Source organism: Armatimonadota bacterium (assembly GCA_023511795.1).
GTDB lineage: Bacteria > Armatimonadota > UBA5829 > DTJY01 > DTJY01 > JAIMAU01.
Map to the genome: position 1 here is coordinate 15,961 of JAIMAU010000012.1, position 18,828 is coordinate 34,788.

Sequence of the window (18,828 nt, forward strand, 5' to 3'; positions counted from 1 at the left end):
AAAAAGCCTGGAAGATTCTAAATCTACCAGGCCCTTTTGCATCTGCCACAGATCATAAAGATTTGACGGGCTAATCGAACATTAGATATACTTCTGGTATGAAGCCTCAAACCATCCGCATAATAGACAAATGGGTTGGACAACCTTTATGCGGATTGCTAACCCTTTTCCGCACAGCCACAAGCCCATTAACAAAGAAATCGCGCCCGTTGAGGAAAATCTTATTTATCAAATTTATTGAGCAAGGGGCTACTGTCCTCGCATATCCTGCCATCAAGAGGGCAATTGAGCTTGTGGGACGAGAGAATATTTACTTTTGGGTGTTTGAGGAAAATCGGCCAGTACTGGATTTCCTTGATGTCATTCCCTCCGAGAATATCTACACTGTGCGCACAGACAGCATCTCTACGTTTTTATCCGATATTCTGCGAACTCTTTGCCAAATTAGGCGAGAAAAAATCGACGCCACCATCGACATGGAGTTTTTCACACGCGCACCAGCAATTCTTAGCTACCTAACTGGGGCTTGTCGCCGCGTCGGGATGCACCGCTTCACTAGCGAAATACCCTATCGTGGCAACTTAATGACACATCGAATACAATACAACCCTTATCTCCACACAGCTGTAACATATTATACACTAGTAGAATCCCTCCTGCGAGATTCATCTGAAATACCGATGGTAAAATGCAAGCTTGCAGATATCGACCTGTCGCCTCCTTCATTCAATCCTAGCGAAAAAGAAAAAATAAGAATGCGAGAAACTTTGAGTCAGATAGCTGGACGAAACGTAGAACGACCAATTGTTTTGCTCAATCCAAACGCCAGCGATTTGATACCGATAAGACGCTGGCCGAAAGAATACTTTGTTGGTCTTGGAAAGCGAATACTTGCAGACCATCCGAGAGTTACCCTCGTAATTACCGGCTCACCATCCGAAAAAGACACCGCGCTTGAAGTTTCCCGCGAAATTGGCTCGGACCGGATAATCAATATGGCAGGCAAGACAACGCTTCGCGAACTGTTGGTGCTTTACACCATATCCGATATACTTGTAACCAACGACAGCGGGCCAGTTCACTTCGCATCTCTAACTAATATCAACTCAGTTTGCTTATTCGGGCCAGAAACCCCTAGGCTTTACAGGCCGCTTGGCAACCGAGCTTACGTTATAACATCAGACCTTGCGTGTAGCCCTTGCGTAAATGTCTACAACCATCGTTTTTCGCCATGCCGAGATAACACATGCATGAAAACAATCACGGTGGAAGAAGTTTACAAGGTTGTTTCTAGCTTATTATCCGAAATTGATACAAAAGAACATGCAAAGTAGCCGCTTCAAACAAACGTGGGACGAAAAATCAGTTGCAATTACTTACTGGTCGTAGTATAATATTTTTGAATTTAACGTGGGGCTGTAGCTCAGAGGGAGAGCGCTTCCTTGGCATGGAAGAGGTCGTGGGTTCGACTCCCATCAGCTCCACCATTTAATTTTATACAGACCTTAACTACAATAGGCAGGAAGCATTGATAACAATAACAAAGAAAGGGAGCATGTCTTACACCTTACAAAGCTCTCCGACTTTCTACGGACGGGCTTGCCCTCTTAAAATCCACTGGAAAATGATTGTTAAACTTCTCCCTTTAATCCTTGCCATTCTCTTAACTCTTCCAGCAAAAGCAAAGACCACCCCCAAACTTTTCGAGCCTGACGTACTTGTGTTCATTCAACTTACAGGCACTAACATGGATTTTGTGTCTTTTACTTATCCAAAGGTCGTGTCGAAGACCCAAGCAATGACACATTTGAATCGTGTGACAGCAGAAACCGGCTGGCAGGCACTGGATCTCCGTATAACTAACAACAGCCTCTTAAAAAGTGGAAGCAACCCAATGACGTCAGTTGAGTTTGTTACACCACAAGCAGTCAAACTTGATTTAGGGGGACTTCCGGTCGAGCCGTTTGTGAAGGCTTTCAAGGATTTAAACCATATCGAGCTTGTGTATGCAACACCACCAAACTTCATATTTCAAGGATTGAGGCAGTTTGAAAATAAATACGTCAAAATCTCGCTTCAACGTGGCACTAATACTTATAGATACTTGATTACAATTAAGGATTCGAACTTTGAAACGCTTGGGCTGCCATTTCTACAGCCTGAAACACCATCCGCACCCAAAACAGAAAGACCTGTTGAGCACAAGTCTCGTACTCTTGCAGCCATACTGATTATTATTCTTGCGCTAGTAGCTGGAGCATTAACATATAAGCTCGTCGGACGACTAGTTTATTCGAGTCGCTCCGGCAGATAAAGGAGATGAGCCAAAACATATGGATCTAGTTGAACTTTTAAAACTGGCAGCAGATAAGAAAGCATCAGACCTATTCTTGAAAGAAAATGCCCCACCTACACTTCGCGTAAACGGGCAAGTAACACCGACTGATTATCCAAAACTGACAGCAGATGACGTTCGGCAGCTTGCTTATAGCATTATGACCCACGACCAAATCGGGCGATTTGAACATAGACACGAACTAGATTTAGCTTTCACAATGGAAAATGTTGCCCGATTTAGAGCAAACATATATCAGCAGCGAGGAAGCATCGCAATGGTGCTCCGAATCATCCCCTTAGAAATCTACACTCTTGACGAATTGGGGATACCATCGGTTATAAAGGACCTTACAATGCACCGCCAGGGACTGGTGCTTGTCACTGGCCCAACAGGTTCGGGCAAATCCACCACGCTGGCAGCAATGATAGATTTAATAAACAACACTCGCACATGTAATATCGTTACCATCGAAGACCCAATTGAGTTTGTTCATGAAGACAAAAAGGCCATTATAAGTCAGCGCGAAGTAGGGATAGACACGGATTCGTTTACTGATGCGTTGAAGTACGTTGTGCGCCAGAGCCCAGATGTCATCCTTATAGGAGAGATGCGCGACGTTGAGACTATGAACGTAGCATTGGCAGCGTCCGAAACTGGACATTTGGTTTTCTCGACGGTGCACACAACCAGCGCAGCAGAAACACTCGACCGAACTATAAATATGTTCCCTCCGCATGACAAACCGCAGATTTGTATGCGCATGGCCAACTCACTTCGAGGCATAATTTCACAAAAGCTATTGCCCAAAGCAGATGGTTCGGGGCGAATCGCCGCAGTAGAAATCATGATATCAACACCAACAATAAACAAGCTTATCGAAGAGGGACGCTCAGGGCAACTCTACGCTGCAATCAGCGAGGGAGGATTCTGGGGTATGCAGACGATGAATCAATGTCTGGTAAAATACTACAAGGCTGGGTTGATTACCGAAGAGGAAGCCATACTTAATGCTGGCAACCTAACTGAGCTTAAGCAAATGATTAGGCGTCCATAGAATTTGCTTTTAATAATTAATTTCGAACAATTTTAATAGAACGATGATTATTCAAATGGCTTCGCTAGGGTAGGGCAGCCGCATTTAGAATCATCGGGTATCATCATAATTGCCCGCTCCAAAAGGCTTCGTATCTCCGTAGAGCGGGCCTTTACCATTTTGACAACATCTTCATGTGAAAGAATCACATCCGACAATCCTGCGCCATAATTCGCAACGATTGCAAGGCATGAGTAACACATGCCAAATTCCCTCGCAAGAATTGTTTCAGGAACTGCCGTCATGCCTACAACGTCGCCACCAAGTTTGCCAAGCATTCGAACCTCCGCTGGAGTCTCATATCTGGGTCCACTCATCCCAACATAAGTAACTCCTGGCAAATTCCCCAATCCAAGGCAAAGAGCAGCTTGCCGAAGGAAAGACATAAGTTCAGTACAATACGGCATTGAGAAATCGACATGCACAATCATTCCGGGCTTGTCATAACGTGTAATCGGATGCCCCTTCATAAAGTCTATAAAATCTTCTAGCAATGCAAGGCTTCCAGGTCCAATATCTAATCGAAGAGATCCAACAGCGGCTGTTGCAATAATTCTTGATACACCAACCTCCTTTAAAGCCCATAAATTAGCATGATAGTTTACTAAGTGCGGCGGCCTATCCATACCAAGCCCATGCCTTCTGAGTACTATAACCTCGCGACCACCAATGTTTGCATGGGTTATGCATGCAGAACCATAGGGAGTTTGGATTTCCTCCCATGTTCCTAATTGAAATAGGTCTCCCGTCCCTGTGCCTGCTATCAGAGCGAGCTTCATCTTAACCTCCTAAGGGTTGAAAAGCTTGACATGGAAAAGACTAAAAGGTAAATTTACATAGGATTAATCTATTGGCATTCTAAAGCAAACTACGAACAATCTCAACAAAATCTAGGCACAAAATTTGCTTTCCCCCTTATTTGGCACAGCAGGCAAGAAACCTTTCGCATTAGTGAAGTTGAGGCAAGGTTCTTAATCCCTTGCCATCTTCAACACATATATGGTTAGCATTCGAGGGAATATTGGGTATAATACCAACAGCTGAAGGTTCACTAATAATGCAAGTATATTTGCCCAACGGCTGACTTGGGTGGCAAAAGAAACATGCCATTACAAGAAAGCTAGTAACCCGTTTATTTTTGAAGGTAAATTTTTTACTAACGTTAAAATTAAAGATAGTCGGCGGACAAAACCTTCAGATGGAATGTTAAAAATTAATCATTTGCAACACCTACACAATTGCCCTCAGAATAGGCAATGACTTAATTGTTTTCATCGCCCGCGATGAAAACAAAAACATCAGGTTGGAACCAGACCCAGCTCTTGCTGGGAAACCATGCACTTTCGACCTCAAACTAAACTTTAGCTAAGCGAGGTTCATTCAAATAAGGAGGGATGACTATGGAGACGGATCTCGATATTAAAATCAGAAGAGCTGGCAATGTTCCTGTAATTGACCTTAAAGGTGATGTAGACTCATATACTTGCATTAAACTTCGAAACGCAATTGTCGACCTGATTGAAAATGGTGAATTTCGAATATTAATTAGCATGGAAGGTGTGCAATATATAGATAGTGCAGGGCTAGGCACCTTAATAGGTGGTCTTAGGCGAACGGGCGAAAGAAACGGAGGCATGGCACTTATCGGAGCAAATACCCAGGTCAAGAAAGTACTAAGCATTACCGGTTTGACAAAGGTTCTTGACCTCTATGATAATGAGGCAGATGCCATACGCCAGCTTACCAGCTAACAAGAGACCACTGGCAGTGTATTCTTTTATCCACAAAATTCGAAAAAAAAGGGTGATGGGAGAAATACATGAATACAAGGATGGCAAAAGACTCTTCGCAAGATACCTCGCTTGTCGGTTGGCAGAGTGAGACACTTCGCGAAGGTAAATGGAGACCTGATGACCTTCGGATGTTCAAATTCTTGCGAAGGGTGCTCAATAATATCAATATTGCCTATATAGCAACCTATCCGCCAACAGAGTGTGGCATAGCAACATTTACCCGAGATTTAGTTGTCGCAATATCCAAATACACACCGTTTTCAGAACCAATTGTGTTAGCGGTTGGTGGAACCATTGAGCAATATCCGAAAATAGTCAAATATCGGGTTATGAAGCAAGATCTTGACTCCTATATTCAGGCTGCCAATTTCCTTAACAATTCGAGCGCAAAAATTCTTAATGTAGAACATGAATACGGTATCTTTGGCGGTCCCGACGGCGAATACATTCTGTCGCTCATGGAACGAGTAAAAATCCCAATCGTGACAACTCTTCATACAGTACTTTTCAATCCTAGCCCAAATCAAAAACGCATTGTTCAAGAAATTGCACGCTTATCCCAAGCTGTAGTTGTAATGGTAAAAACTGGCAAAGAAATGCTTATAAATAATTATGGAATCCCAGCCGAGAAAATCGTGATTATTCCTCATGGAGTACCTAACGTTCACCGCGTAAATCCCGCTGCGGTGAAAAAACTCCTTGGGATTGCAAACCGACCCATAATATCTACATTTGGGCTAATTAACCGCGGCAAAGGAATAGAATGGGCAATCAAAGCAATGCCAATGATTCTTGAAAAAAACCCCGATGCCTTGTATCTGATTTTAGGTGAAACTCATCCAGGGGTTCGCAATTATGAAGGTGAAACTTATCGTAACGAGCTTTTGCAGATTGTGGCGGACCTCAATCTTGAAAAACATGTACGCTTCAATAATAGATACCTTACGCTGGAAGAATTAGTAAACTACCTTTGTGCAACAGACGTATACGTTACTCCATATATCAACCGCGACCAGATAGTAAGCGGTACACTTGCATATGCTCTCGGGTGTGGCAAAGCAATCGTGTCTACACCATATCTATATGCAGAAGAAGTACTTGCTGACGGCAGGGGAAAATTGGTGCCAATGAAAAACTCTGAGGAAATCGCCAAAGCAGTGAACGAAATTCTTTCAAACCCAACTTTACGTGAAAACATGGAATCTAAAGCATACCGTTATGGACGACGAGCTGCTTGGTTTAACGTAGCCATCGACTATCTTGACTTGTTCCATACCATACTTCAGCATACAAAGGCACACCAAACAATTGAAAGCCATTCAGAGGCTTAGATCTAAAAGGAAGTGATTCATTGAGTAAATACCCTCCAATAAGCCTGGACTATCTAAAAGCTCTTACGGATTGCACAGGAATATATCAACACGCTGTCCACAGCGTGCCCAACTTAAAGCTTGGCTACACTACAGACGATAATGCTAGAGCTTTGATTGTCGCCGCTAAGCATTATGACTTGACAGGAGATCCTAGCGATCTTGCACTTGCCACTAGATATTTAAGCTTTATCCACTACGCGCACACCTCCGAAGGTTACTTCAGAAACGACATGAGTTTCCAGCGTAACTTCCTTGATGAACATGGAACCGAAGACTGTTATGGGCGAGCTATTTGGGGCTGTGGCTGTGCAGCATCAAGCAAGCTCCCAGAAAATGTAAGCATAGTTGCCAAAAAACTGCTAATCGATAGCTTGGGACGAGTCGGTGACCTCGAAAGTCCTCGTGCTAGAGCATATGCAATTCTTGGCATGTATAATTTTCTTCAGCAAAACGAAGATACAAATGGAATTGCCGACAAAATCACAGCGCTGGCAGACTCACTTGTTGCCGGGTATGCAACATACCATGATAAGGAGTGGCACTGGTTCGAACCATATTTAACTTATGGCAACGCAATTTTAGTTCATGCGATGTTAGTCGCGGCGGAGATTACCGGCAAGAAATCTCATAAAAATGTGGCTATGAAGACCTTGGGATTCCTTACCGATACGCTGATTGTAAACGGACGACTTGAAATCATTGGCAACAACGGCTGGTATCTAAAAGGACGTGAAAGGGCTTGGTATGACCAGCAAAGCATTGATGCGGGATATACAGCGTGTTTATTTGCAGAAGCCTATAAACAGCTTCGCCAAAAGGAATACCTAGAATTGGCGTATACTTCTTACGATTGGTTTTTTGGTAAGAATAGATCAGGAGTTTGGGTATATGACCCTGTGAACAAAGGTTGCTATGATGCAGTAACTCCATGGGGATTAAATTTAAATCAAGGCGCCGAAGCCTGCATTTCATTTTTACTTGCTCAACTTGCAATCCACAATCTTGAGCAAGAAATAGAAAGTGCTTCTAAAAACCCCTCGCATGGAGGTTTTGAACAGAATGAAAATAAAAGAAATTATGACGACGCCAGCGATAACAGTAAGCGAAAACGCTCCGCTCGCAGAAGTAGTAGCCTTGCTGAGCAGTGCAAGGATTAGCAGTATTCCTATAGTAAACTCAGCTGATGAACTGGTTGGAATAATTTCAGAACATGATATTATAAAGGCCATGATGCCTACCTATGAAGACTTGCTGAGTTCTGAACCCGCAATTGTCGATATCGACGTTATGGAAACGCGAGCAGCAACTATTCGTGATAAACCCGCAAGTAGCATTATGACTAGAAAAGTAGTTACATTAAAAGAAGATGATGATGTCCTTGATGCCGCAGCGATGATACTCCTTAAACATATTAAGAACATTCCTATTGTTAGAGGAAAGCAAGTTGTAGGCATCGTAGCTAGGATTAATGTAATAAACGCCATAATGCAGGGCAAAATCTAGGGGACAAGAATGCGTGGAAAAGAATTAATTGAGCAAGCAAGAAAGCAACCGATACTTGGCGATGGAGCAATGGGAACCATGCTCCAAAATAAGGGGCTACCACCTGGAAGCTGTCCAGAACTCTGGAATGTTGAGCATTTTGATGTCATACGTTCAATTCACGCGGCATATATCCAGGCCGGCTCGGAAATGATATCAACTAACACATTTGGTGCAAACCGATTAAAGCTTGCGCTCTTTGGGCTACAGGATCGAGTCTGCGAACTGAATAAATTTGGCATCCAAGCAGCGCGAGAAGCAGCAAACGACAGAGTGTTTGTGGCTGGTTCCATTGGTCCAACGGGGAAATTTCTTGAACCCCTAGGAGATCTAATCGAAGAAGAAGCAATCGAGGTTTTTGCTGAGCAAGCAATGGCTATGGCAGAAGCAGGAGCTGACATAATCCTAATGGAAACATTTGCTGATTTGACCGAACTCAAGGCGGCACTTAAAGGGTCGCTTCAAACAGGCTTGCCATGTTTATGCACGATGCCCTTTGATACAAATGGACGAACAATGATGGGCGTATCACCAGAAGAAGCGGCCCATGTTCTAACAGCTATGGGAGCATCTGGGGTAGGAGCAAATTGCGGTGTCGGGCCAAAGGAGACACTTGACGTTATCAAACAAATACGAGCGGCAACGGATTCTATCGTAGTCGCCCAACCAAATGCGGGAGTGCCACGAATAGCTGATGGTGTTACAGTCTACGACAGCACCCCCGAAGAAATGGCATTGTTTGCGGCGGAGGCAGCAAATATTGGGGTCAATATAATAGGAGCATGCTGTGGAAGCACACCGGAGCATATTCGAGCAATGGCAACAGCTCTGGGCCGCATATAATTTACTTTCATTTTGAAAGTAATGATAGACCTGGAAAAGATTTCCAGGTCTATTGTAATTTTGGGTAAACCAATTTTAAGTAAAAATCAGCTTGTGAAGATGTGGGAGGTAAAGTGCAACCTAAAGACCTAAAATATACGAAAACTCACGAATGGGTTAAGATAAAAGGTAAGGGCAACCTAGCTACCGTCGGCATCACAGACCATGCACAATCAGAACTAGGCGAAATCCTGTTTGTTGAATTACCGCAAATCGGCGCCCTTGCAAAAAAGGACGCAGTAATTGGAACTGTCGAATCACTAGATGCATTTTACGAAATTCTTGCGCCCGTAAATGGAAAAATAGTTGAAGTGAACAATGAACTTTCCGAGGCACCAGAGAAAATCAACGAAAGTCCATACCACAGTGGTTGGATGTTTACTATCGAGATGTCTAATCCAGAAGAGGCTAATACACTAATGAGTGCCGATGATTATGAGGAGTTCATAAAAAACCACTGAACGGCCATTGGAAAAATTTATAGGGGAGAAAATTGCCAATCTAACATGCAAATACTACTCAAACTACGCTCTCAAGCTTCCGATTATAGAAAAGGGGCTGATGATATATCGCCTAACCCCGATATAATACATATTTCAACTTTATTAACTGTTGGGTAAATATTCCAAAAAGGCAAACGTTGACAATGATATTAAATGTACGCTATACTATTTGAGATAGTCTGAGAGGAGGCTGCCTTTATGCCACGCAAAATTTTGGCTGTCGATGATGAAAAACACATAGTAAGATTAGTACAAGTTAACCTTGAGCGTCAAGGTTATGAGGTTGTCACTGCATCTGATGGCAAGGAAGCCCTTCAAAAAGTTGAAGAAGAAAGACCCGACCTTGTAATCCTAGACGTAATGATGCCCTATATGGATGGGTTTGAGGTGCTACAGAATCTACGCCGCAACCCCAGCACTCGTGATATCCCCGTAATCATGTTGACAGCAAAAGCGCAAGATGCCGACGTCTTCAGGGGATGGCAGTCTGGTGTTGATTGCTATCTAACTAAGCCTTTCAATCCCATGGAGCTTATATCATTTGTTAAGCGAATTTTTAAGTCCATGGAGGATGAAGACTACGGCGAAAAGAGATATGAGATCACCTAATTAATATGGCAGATTTACACAGTGCGGAGGGCACGAGGGTGGACGACAAAAAGACATGGCCAGTTGTATTGGGCGTTGCTGCCGGAATAATCGGCGGAGTCGTTGCTGGGCTTTACATTTATTCTATCAATAAAAAGGAAACAAACGTTGGTGTTAGTCTTCGTACTGCCCAAGAAATTATTGAGGCTTGCCACAGTAAAATTAAGGAAATTGAAGCTGGTCTTAAAAGCTTAAAAGAAGCCACTCCAATACAAAACTAGCCAGAATATTTATTTCCAAATAGACATTTCCTAGAGCGCTTAAATTGGGGGTTAAAAGTGAGAAAATAAACGTCCGATAAGTTATCTTATGTTAACTTTTTATTTTCCACCTTTTAGTCTTCCCTTGTCGCCTGCTGGAGAACTGATTCTGCCATGTAAATTGGCGCCTTTGCTCTCAGCGCTAGAGCAATTGCATCGCTTGGCCTTGCATCTATATCTATGAAATTACCATTCGTGGAAACAGTAATTTTGGCATAATATGTATCTTGCCAAAGGTCATCTATAGTAATTCTGTCAACTTTTCCGCCCAACCGATCAAGTATATTTTTCATCAAGTCGTGAGTCATCGGACGGTCTAGGGTTGCTCCTTCTAACGCAACTGAGATCGCATAGGCTTCGAATCTGCCAATATAAATAAGCACCTGCCGACCACTGTTATCCCTCAGTAGGACAAATGCAGCAGGCGGCATTCCCTGCTCGATATGCTCGTAAACGCCAACGACCTTAACTTCCTTTTCGTCTAGCGTTCGCGGCTGCTTGTTTTCAATTTCAGGTGGAGGCTCGCCTTCAAACAGGCCATCGAAGTCTCCATGCTGAAACATCTTCCCGCTCAGCAAATCATCGAGGTCTTTGAACTCCTCCTCAGGCTGCTCGTCCTCTTCCCTCACGATACTATCCTCCCCTGCTCTGTCCTATTTCGTCCTGTTATTACAATTATGGCTTTTGTTACCCTTGTTTGCAAGTAACTAATCCAATTCTGTACTCTTCATTGTTTTATCCACAATTTTCAAAAATTCAGCATTATTCTTTGTATGCGCAAGGCGATCTATAAGCAACTCCGTTGCCTCAACGCTGTCCAACGCCGCAAGCAATCTGTGCAACTGCCATACACGCTTGAGGGTCTCCTCGTCATAAAGAAGCTCATCATGGCGTGTTCCAGAACGCTTTACATCTATAGCAGGATAAATACGCCGTTCAGCAAGCGCTCTGTCTAGCACCAATTCCATGTTGCCTGTACCCTTGAATTCCTCAAAGATCACGTCATCCATACGGCTTCCAGTTTCGACAAGGGCTGTTGCAAGGACTGTGAGGCTTCCTCCTTCCTCGATGTTTCGCGCGGCGCCAAAGAATCTTTTTGGTCTATAAAGCGCCGATGGGTCCAGCCCGCCGGACAGCGTTCGACCGCTAGGCGTAACAGTTAGGTTAGATGCTCTTGCAAACCTTGTTAGGCTGTCCAAAAGCACAACCACATCCTTGCCTGACTCAACAAGCCGCTTTGCCTGCTCAAGGACCATATCAGCAACTCGCATATGATTCTCGGGCATTTCATCGAATGTCGAGCTGACTACATCCCCTTTAACTGAACGTCGGATGTCTGTAACCTCTTCCGGCCGTTCGTCTATTAGTAAAACGATTAAATGAATTTCGGGATGGTTGGTTGTTATACTATTTGCAATTGTTTTTAGGAGCGTAGTTTTACCAGCCTTTGGAGGCGACACAATGAGACCGCGCTGCCCCTTTCCTATCGGCGCTATTAAATCAATAAACCTTGCTGAGATATTCTTGGAGTCTGTTTCGAGAACAATTCGCTCGTTTGGATAAAGCGGAGTAAGGTCATCGAAATTCACCCGGCGGCGTGCCACCTCAGGGTCGAGCCCATTAACAGCTTCAACTCTAAGGAGCCCATAATATTTTTCGCTCTCCTTGGGCGGCCTAACTTGCCCCAACACCACGTCGCCGGTCTTCAACGCAAATCGCTTTATCTGCGTCTGGGAGACGTAGATATCCTCTGGACCTGGTGTAAAGTTGGGATTTCTTCGTAAAAAACCCCATCCGTCCGGGAGGATTTCCAGCGTGCCCTGAGCGAAAATGAGTCCGCTTTGTTCAGTCTGCGCCTGCAAAATTTTGAACATTAGGTCCTGCTTCCGCAGATCGGTTTCCTCAATCCCGAGGTCCTTTGCAATTTCTTGGATCTCTTCTAAACTTTTACTTTCGAGGTCCGCAAGTTCTAGTAGTTCCATGAGGGTATAACTCCTGTTAGGCTCAATTATTTAAAAATGCAACCCCGCCGCTTTTACAAGAGACGGAGAAAAGAAAGAAAGCGCAAAAAGAAAACTGAGATTCCGATGGAGCATTACCAGGTGCCGGAGAGTAAGGCAAATCTATTACAACATTCCAGACACCGGGGAAACATTCACATTCACTAGTAATTATACCATGTATACGCACTTTTGTCTACAAAAATAGGCAATCAAATCTAATAATTACGTTTTAAACCTGCCTCTGTTTAAAAATTTCCTCCTTCAGCACTCCTATGAAGGGAAGATTTCTGTAAAGTCCGCCAAAATCTAGGCCGTAGCCCACAACAAACTTATCTGGAATGGTAAAGCCCTTGTAATCTGGTTCGATATCCACTTGCCTTCGAGCTGGTTTATCAAGAAGCGTGCATATCTTTACGCTGGCTGCTTTTCGCCGCTCAAGGTTGTCTTTCAAGTAACTTAGCTTAAGCGTCAAACCAGTATCAATGATGTCCTCCACTATTAACACATGTTTATTTTCGACGCTTTCATCCAGGTCCTTGAGAATTTTTACCACGCCCGACGAGCGCGTAGATGGTCCATAACTAGATATGGCAACAAAATCAACTAATAAAGGGATTGAAATCTGCCTCATAAGGTCAGCTAAGAAAACAACAGCGCCTTTTAGAATACCAACTAATACTAATTCCTTGCCAAGGTAGTCCTCAGAAATCTTGCGCCCCAGTTCTGCAACCCGGGCTTCTATTTGCTCTTTGGAAATTAAAATCTCAGCAATTTCCTCAGCAATCAATCTCCTACTCCCATTCGATTGTTGAAGGAGGTTTTGAGCTGATGTCGTAGAGCACACGGTTTACTCCCTTGACCTCATTGACTATGCGCCTGCTGATTCGCTCGAGAACTTCTGTCGGGAGTTTAGCCCAGTCAGCCGTCATTGCATCATCACTAGTTACAGCTCGGACGACGACCGGATATGCATAAGTGCGCTGGTCACCCATAACGCCAACAGACTGAACTGGCAGAAGTACGGCAAAGGATTGCCAAAGCTCTCGATAAAGCCCCGCCTTTTGAATTTCTTCGAGCACAATGGCGTCCGCTTCCCTTAGTATATGAAGACGTTCCTTTGTTACTTCGCCTACCACACGAACACCCAATCCTGGACCAGGAAACGGTTGCCGCCATGTTATTTCATCCGGCAAACCGAGCTCTTTGCAAACATCCCGAACTTCATCCTTGAACAAATAACGAATCGGCTCAATTAATTCGAATTTAATATCATCAGGAAGACCCGCAACATTATGGTGTGTTTTAATTTTGGCGGCAGATTTAGTCCCGCTTTCGATTACGTCAGGATAAATAGTCCCTTGCGCTAGAAATCGAATATCCCCAAGTTTCGAGGCTTCTTCTTCAAACACTCGGACGAACTCGCTACCGATAATATTTCGTTTTTGTTCAGGATTTACTATTCCCCTAAGCTTATTTAAAAATCTCTCTTCAGCCTCAATGTAAACCAACTTAATGTTAAAATGTTCCTCAAAAGTCGATCGAACCATCTCTGCTTCGCCTTTGCGAAGCATACCATGATTGACAAAGACACAGGTTAGTTGATCTCCAACTGCTTTGTGGACAAGCACTGCAACTGCAGATGAATCCACACCGCCGCTTAGAGCACATATTACTTTTTCACTACCAACCTGCTTTCGAATTTCTTCAACCGACTGCTCTATAAATGAGCCCATTGTCCAAAGGCCCTTGCAACCACACACATCATACAAGAAATTGGATATAATCTGCTTGCCTTTAGGTGTGTGGGCAACCTCGGGATGAAATTGCACGCCATAAAGCTTTCTTTCAGGGGCAGCCATGGCGGCTATTGGCGTATTTTCAGTTCGCGCTATGCACAAGAAGCCAGGCGGAACATCCTCGACGCTATCTCCATGGCTCATCCAAGTTGTAACCTTACCCTTTAGACCTTTAAACAAATCCCCTGAGCTTAAAATTTCAAGCTCAGTTTTACCGTATTCTCGCTTTGCGCTTCCTATTACCCGTCCGCCTAACAAATGTGCCATTAGCTGCATGCCATAACAAATACCTAAAACCGGGATACCGAGCTCAAATATAGTTTTATCACAAGTGGGAACGCCAGCGTCATAAACGCTTGAGGGACCACCTGAAAGTATTATTCCAGATAAACCCATTGCCTTTATGTGCCCAGGCGAGATGTCGTGCGGCAGTATTTCAGCATAAACATGGCACTCCCGCACTCTTCGGGCTATCAGCTGGCTGTACTGCGCACCGAAGTCAAGAACTCCAATTCGTTCAACTGAGGTACCAATCTCCATTCTAGAGGAACCCCTGGGGAATGTTGTTTGACTGTTGTTTAATCACTGGGCTACAAAACTACTGGGGCACATTATAAGCTATTATCTACTTCCATAGAGCGGCAAAATTAACGTGTTCATTCTACTAAATTGTCATTAATGATGTCAAGGCAACCCCAGCTTTTTAGGAGTGCGATGGTTTGAAATTCAAACCATCGCACTCCTATTTGTGAAATGCATTCCCACTGCCTTTATCTTTTGGGAATGAGTGTAAATGACTTTTTCAACTAGTACATTCCGCCGCCCATGCCGCCAGGTGCAGCCGGCGCTTTTTCTTTCTCTGGAATCTCGGCTACAAGCGCTTCGGTAGTCAGCAGCATCGAAGCAATGCTAGCCGCATTCTCTAACGCAGTTCGCGTTACCTTAGCAGGGTCTACAATTCCTGCTTTCAACATGTCCACATATTGACCAGTCACCGCATTTAGCCCAATTCCTTTTTCTGAGGCTTTCAACTTTTCTACCACTACCGAACCTTCCAAACCTGCATTTTCAGCAATTAGCTTCGCAGGCTCTTCAAGCGCCTTCTTCACTATATTGATGCCGGTTATTTCTTCAGGCGTGCCAGAAATATTTTCTAGTGCAGGAATTATATTAATCAATGTAACGCCGCCGCCCGGCACAATCCCTTCCTCTACTGCAGCTCTAGTAGCAGAGAGAGCATCTTCTATTCTATGCTTGCGTTCTTTAAGTTCGGTCTCGGTAGCCGCACCAACTTCGATGACCGCAACTCCACCAGCAAGTTTTGCTAAGCGCTCCTGAAGCTTCTCGCGGTCATAATCAGATTCAGTTTCCTCTATTTGGCGCTTAATTTGGGCAATCCGCCCCTGAATCGCAGCCTGTGAACCTTTCCCTTCGATTATAGTCGTATTTTCCTTGTCAACGACAACCTTCTTTGCGCGACCAAGCATTGGTAGGTCTACGTTTTCCAGCTTCAAGCCAAGGTCTTCTGTTATGAATTTCCCGTCGGTAAGAATTGCGATGTCTTCCATCATCGCTTTGCGTCGGTCGCCAAAGCCAGGTGCCTTAACAGCCACTGCATTAAGGGTACCTCTAATTTTGTTGACTACCAAGGTTGCAAGTGCTTCTCCCTCAACATCTTCGGCGATTATTAGCAGTGGTCTGCCGGTTCGCACAACTTTCTCCAAGATTGGGATAATGTCAGCAACAGCTGAGATTTTCTTTTCATACAGCAAAATGTATGGCTCCTCTAGAACGGCTTCCATTCTCTCCGGATCCGTTACCATGTACGGGGATATATACCCCTTGTCGAATTGCATTCCCTCGACAAATTGGAGGTTCGTAGCCATACTCTTGGATTCCTCGACGGTTATTACGCCATCTTTACCCACCTTTTCCATTGCGTCGGCGATTAGCTCGCCTATAGCGGCCTCATTTGCCGAAATAGCTGCTACTTCGGCAATTTCTTCACGGCTTTCAATTGGCTTGCTGATTTTTTTAATTTCTTCAACAGCAGCATTAACCGCTTTCTCAATGCCTTTTTTGATAAGCATGGGGTTGGAACCAGCCGTTACGTTCTTCATTCCCTCGCGAACCATGGCTTGCGCAAGCACAGTCGCTGTGGTTGTTCCGTCGCCCGCAACGTCGTTGGTCTTTGAGGCAACTTCACGAATAAGCTGAGCACCCATGTTCTCAAAGCGGTCCTCGACTTCTATCTCCTTTGCGATTGTAACGCCATCATTTATTACCGTGGGAGAACCAAATTTCTTTTGGATGACGACATTTCTACCTCGCGGGCCAAGGGTAACTTTTACTGCATCGGCCAGAATATTAACTCCCCGCTCGAGCGATTGTCGTGCTTCCTCATCATATTTGAGCTCTTTAGCCATATTGGGCAACCTCCTTCCTTACTGGACTATGGCGAGAACATCATCTTGTCGGAGGACAACATACTCCTCAGAGCCAATTTTTATTTCTGTGCCGCCATATTTGGAATAGATAACCTTGTCTCCTGCCTTGACTTCCATAGGAACAACTTTGCCATTTTCCATGGTCTTCCCTGGACCTACGGCAATTACCTCACCCTCCTGTGGGCGTTCCTTAGCGGTGTCAGGAAGTACAATACCTCCCTTTGTCATTTCTTCACCCTTTGTTGGCTTCACAACGATTCGATCAGCAAGTGGCTTCAACATGTTATATCCACCTCCGTTCAACTTAACATAGTTTTAGCACTCTACGGGTGAGAGTGCTAACGCCCATTATCATACTATAAACTCACTTCGACATGCAACCCCTAATCATTTGGATGCAAAGAAACGCCAAGTAATGATGCTATCATCTGGGCATTTTTAGCTGCATTACCGGCATGATGATTGTTAAAAAATAAGTATGTTCGGTCGCAAGATTCGGCCAGCTTGCGAATTTTCGGAACCCATTCTGACAACTCCTCATTTGTGTACAAATAATCATAACGTTGCCACGCTTCCTCATGAGTCCACCACTTTTCAGCGTTCCGTCCGTGAAAACGCACATAGCCGATTGCTGAAGTTGCTACTACTACATCTGGCATTAGGCCGTGCAATCTGGGCTCATCTACACAACAAAATCCAATGTTATGCTCCCTTAGCAGTTCAAAGGTTTCTTTTGAAATCCATGAGGAATTCCGAAACTCAACAGCTACGGGCAGTTCACCAAACTCATGTCTAAGTTTGCGCACTCTATCCATATTTTCAATATTTTTCCGAAAGCTCCAAGGATATTGTGCAAGGATACACCCCAACTTCCCCGATTCGTTTAGTGGCGAAATTGCCATTTTAAATTGCCTAAAAAAATCCAAATTTACTTCCGGGCTATGCGTCAGCTCTTTGTAAGCCTTAACAACGAAGTCGAAATCGGTAGGAGTTTTCTCTACCATTCGCTTGAAAGTATTAGCAGAAGGAATCGCATAAAAGGTCGAATTTACTTCAACAGTGGGAAACTTGCTTGCATAATAAGCAAGCATTTCTGACTTGGAAATACCTTGTGGGTAGAAAGGCCCCTTCCAATCATCATAGCTGAACCCAGATGTGCCAATGCGAATTTCTCCCATGATTTACAATTGTACCACCGCTTTATTAAGCTTGACCTCGATGCTTACATTCTGCTTTTCATCAGGAAGTTCTAAACTTGGTGCTAGACAGATCGGATAATTGCAATGAAATCGGAAACTTTTAAGCTTGCACCTCCGACAAGCGCACCATCTATCTCCGGCTGGCTAAGGAGTTCTTCGGCATTATCAGGTTTTACGCTTCCACCGTACTGTATCCTAATACCATCAGCAGCTTCATTGCCAAACATCGAACGTACTAATCCTCGAATCATGCCGCATACTCGATTAGCCTCTGCGGCATCGCATACTTCACCTGTGCCAATAGCCCACACTGGCTCATATGCGATAACCATACCTGCTGCCTGCTTCGGCGTCAATCCATTTAACCCTTTCTCAACTTGAATTCGAATAACATCATCAGTCTTGCCAGCTTTTCGTTCGTCGATTGTTTCACCAACGCAGACAATCGGCACAAGCCCTCCGCTAAAAGCCGCATGAAGCTTGAGATTTACGCTTTCGTCCGTCTCAGCGAAATATTTGAGCAAATTAGGGGGCATATCAGCGTCTACCTTGCCGAAGCGTCCTCGTGTCTCTGAATGGCCTATGATGACATACGTGCACCCTGCATCAGCGAGCATTTTGGGCGATATTTGACCTGTATACGCCCCTTCTGTCTTCCAGAAAACGTTTTGCGCCCCAACACCTACATTCGAACCCATTAGCGTTCGTGCGACTTCATAGATTGCAGTAAATGGCGGGCAGACAATTATCTCGGCATTTTTGACGCCGGCAACTTCGGTACGAAGGCGTTCGACAAAATCAACTGCCTCACCAACTGTCTTGTTCATTTTCCAATTGCCAGCAATTAGGGGTAACCTCATTTTTATTTCCTTCCTCTTGAGTTATTCTGAATTTGTATGCCCCCGAAACAGCGTTTTGGGGGCATACAGTGTGCAATGTGATTATTTGGAA

The 18,828-nt window shown here is 44.2% G+C and carries 20 protein-coding genes and 1 tRNA gene; 12 read left to right on the forward strand and 9 right to left on the reverse strand.

Translation table 11 applies throughout. The features are described 5' to 3' along the window. The first annotated feature begins 209 nt into the window (after positions 1–209). The 4 genes from K6T99_09970 (at position 210) to K6T99_09985 (ending at position 3,392) form a co-directional block, all read left to right on the forward strand. Complete coding sequence (locus K6T99_09970) at positions 210–1,334, forward strand: glycosyltransferase family 9 protein (protein ID MCL6520147.1); 1,125 nt, start codon at positions 210–212, stop codon at positions 1,332–1,334. A 78-nt stretch (positions 1,335–1,412) separates the two neighbouring features. Further along, a tRNA-Ala gene (locus K6T99_09975) sits at positions 1,413–1,487 on the forward strand. A gap of 137 nt (positions 1,488–1,624) precedes the next feature. Beyond that, positions 1,625–2,314, forward strand: coding sequence for a hypothetical protein (locus tag K6T99_09980; GenBank protein MCL6520148.1), 690 nt, complete (start codon positions 1,625–1,627; stop codon positions 2,312–2,314). A 19-nt stretch (positions 2,315–2,333) separates the two neighbouring features. Next, complete coding sequence (locus K6T99_09985) at positions 2,334–3,392, forward strand: type IV pilus twitching motility protein PilT (GenBank protein ID MCL6520149.1); 1,059 nt, start codon at positions 2,334–2,336, stop codon at positions 3,390–3,392. A gap of 47 nt (positions 3,393–3,439) precedes the next feature. Here the strand turns inward: K6T99_09985 and K6T99_09990 are convergent, their stop codons facing one another. Further along, entirely contained in the window at positions 3,440–4,210 is a 771-nt protein-coding gene (locus K6T99_09990) for an MTAP family purine nucleoside phosphorylase (protein ID MCL6520150.1), read from the reverse strand. A gap of 621 nt (positions 4,211–4,831) precedes the next feature. Between K6T99_09990 and K6T99_09995 the strand changes: the two genes are divergently transcribed. The 8 genes from K6T99_09995 (at position 4,832) to K6T99_10030 (ending at position 10,393) form a co-directional block, all read left to right on the forward strand. Continuing rightward, the gene (locus K6T99_09995; GenBank protein MCL6520151.1) at positions 4,832–5,182 is read left to right on the forward strand and encodes an STAS domain-containing protein; all 351 of its coding nucleotides are present in this window, start codon (positions 4,832–4,834) and stop codon (positions 5,180–5,182) included. A gap of 68 nt (positions 5,183–5,250) precedes the next feature. After that, positions 5,251–6,555: a glycosyltransferase family 4 protein gene (locus K6T99_10000; GenBank protein MCL6520152.1), complete on the forward strand. Its 1,305-nt coding sequence runs from the start codon at positions 5,251–5,253 to the stop codon at positions 6,553–6,555. Between the two features lie 20 nt (positions 6,556–6,575). After that, entirely contained in the window at positions 6,576–7,754 is a 1,179-nt protein-coding gene (locus tag K6T99_10005) for a glycosyltransferase (protein MCL6520153.1), read from the forward strand. Then, positions 7,657–8,100, forward strand: coding sequence for a CBS domain-containing protein (locus K6T99_10010; GenBank protein ID MCL6520154.1), 444 nt, complete (start codon positions 7,657–7,659; stop codon positions 8,098–8,100). The genes K6T99_10005 and K6T99_10010 overlap by 98 nt, the downstream gene beginning before the upstream one ends. 9 nt (positions 8,101–8,109) lie before the next feature. After that, positions 8,110–8,982 carry a homocysteine S-methyltransferase family protein gene (locus K6T99_10015; protein MCL6520155.1) on the forward strand — a complete coding sequence of 291 codons (873 nt, stop codon included), beginning with the start codon at positions 8,110–8,112 and terminating at the stop codon, positions 8,980–8,982. A 113-nt stretch (positions 8,983–9,095) separates the two neighbouring features. Next, a complete protein-coding gene (gene gcvH / locus K6T99_10020; GenBank protein ID MCL6520156.1) occupies positions 9,096–9,482 on the forward strand; it encodes a glycine cleavage system protein GcvH in 387 nt (128 codons plus the stop codon). Positions 9,483–9,722: 240 nt separating this feature from the next. Then, positions 9,723–10,133, forward strand: a complete 411-nt coding sequence (locus tag K6T99_10025; GenBank protein ID MCL6520157.1) for a response regulator — start codon at positions 9,723–9,725, stop codon at positions 10,131–10,133. A 38-nt stretch (positions 10,134–10,171) separates the two neighbouring features. Continuing rightward, the gene (locus K6T99_10030) at positions 10,172–10,393 is read left to right on the forward strand and encodes a hypothetical protein (protein ID MCL6520158.1); all 222 of its coding nucleotides are present in this window, start codon (positions 10,172–10,174) and stop codon (positions 10,391–10,393) included. A gap of 113 nt (positions 10,394–10,506) precedes the next feature. Here K6T99_10030 and K6T99_10035 read toward each other — a convergent pair whose 3' ends face one another. The 8 genes from K6T99_10035 to tpiA all read right to left on the reverse strand — a co-directional run bounded on the left by K6T99_10035 (position 10,507) and on the right by tpiA (position 18,737). Further along, entirely contained in the window at positions 10,507–11,061 is a 555-nt protein-coding gene (locus K6T99_10035; protein ID MCL6520159.1) for a bifunctional nuclease family protein, read from the reverse strand. 78 nt (positions 11,062–11,139) lie between these two features. Further along, positions 11,140–12,414, reverse strand: coding sequence for a transcription termination factor Rho (gene rho / locus K6T99_10040; protein MCL6520160.1), 1,275 nt, complete (start codon positions 12,412–12,414; stop codon positions 11,140–11,142). Between the two features lie 250 nt (positions 12,415–12,664). Then, positions 12,665–13,219 (reverse strand): hypoxanthine phosphoribosyltransferase, encoded by a 555-nt coding sequence (gene hpt, locus K6T99_10045; protein MCL6520161.1) that lies wholly within the window; start codon positions 13,217–13,219, stop codon positions 12,665–12,667. A 7-nt stretch (positions 13,220–13,226) separates the two neighbouring features. Beyond that, positions 13,227–14,771 (reverse strand): glutamine-hydrolyzing GMP synthase, encoded by a 1,545-nt coding sequence (guaA, locus tag K6T99_10050; GenBank protein ID MCL6520162.1) that lies wholly within the window; start codon positions 14,769–14,771, stop codon positions 13,227–13,229. 266 nt (positions 14,772–15,037) lie between these two features. Continuing rightward, complete coding sequence (gene groL, locus K6T99_10055) at positions 15,038–16,657, reverse strand: chaperonin GroEL (protein ID MCL6520163.1); 1,620 nt, start codon at positions 16,655–16,657, stop codon at positions 15,038–15,040. A gap of 18 nt (positions 16,658–16,675) precedes the next feature. Next, entirely contained in the window at positions 16,676–16,960 is a 285-nt protein-coding gene (gene groES, locus K6T99_10060) for a co-chaperone GroES (GenBank protein MCL6520164.1), read from the reverse strand. Positions 16,961–17,061: 101 nt separating this feature from the next. Beyond that, the gene (locus K6T99_10065; GenBank protein ID MCL6520165.1) at positions 17,062–17,856 is read right to left on the reverse strand and encodes a DUF72 domain-containing protein; all 795 of its coding nucleotides are present in this window, start codon (positions 17,854–17,856) and stop codon (positions 17,062–17,064) included. Between the two features lie 83 nt (positions 17,857–17,939). Continuing rightward, positions 17,940–18,737, reverse strand: coding sequence for a triose-phosphate isomerase (gene tpiA, locus K6T99_10070; protein MCL6520166.1), 798 nt, complete (start codon positions 18,735–18,737; stop codon positions 17,940–17,942). Positions 18,738–18,828 lie beyond the last annotated feature (91 nt).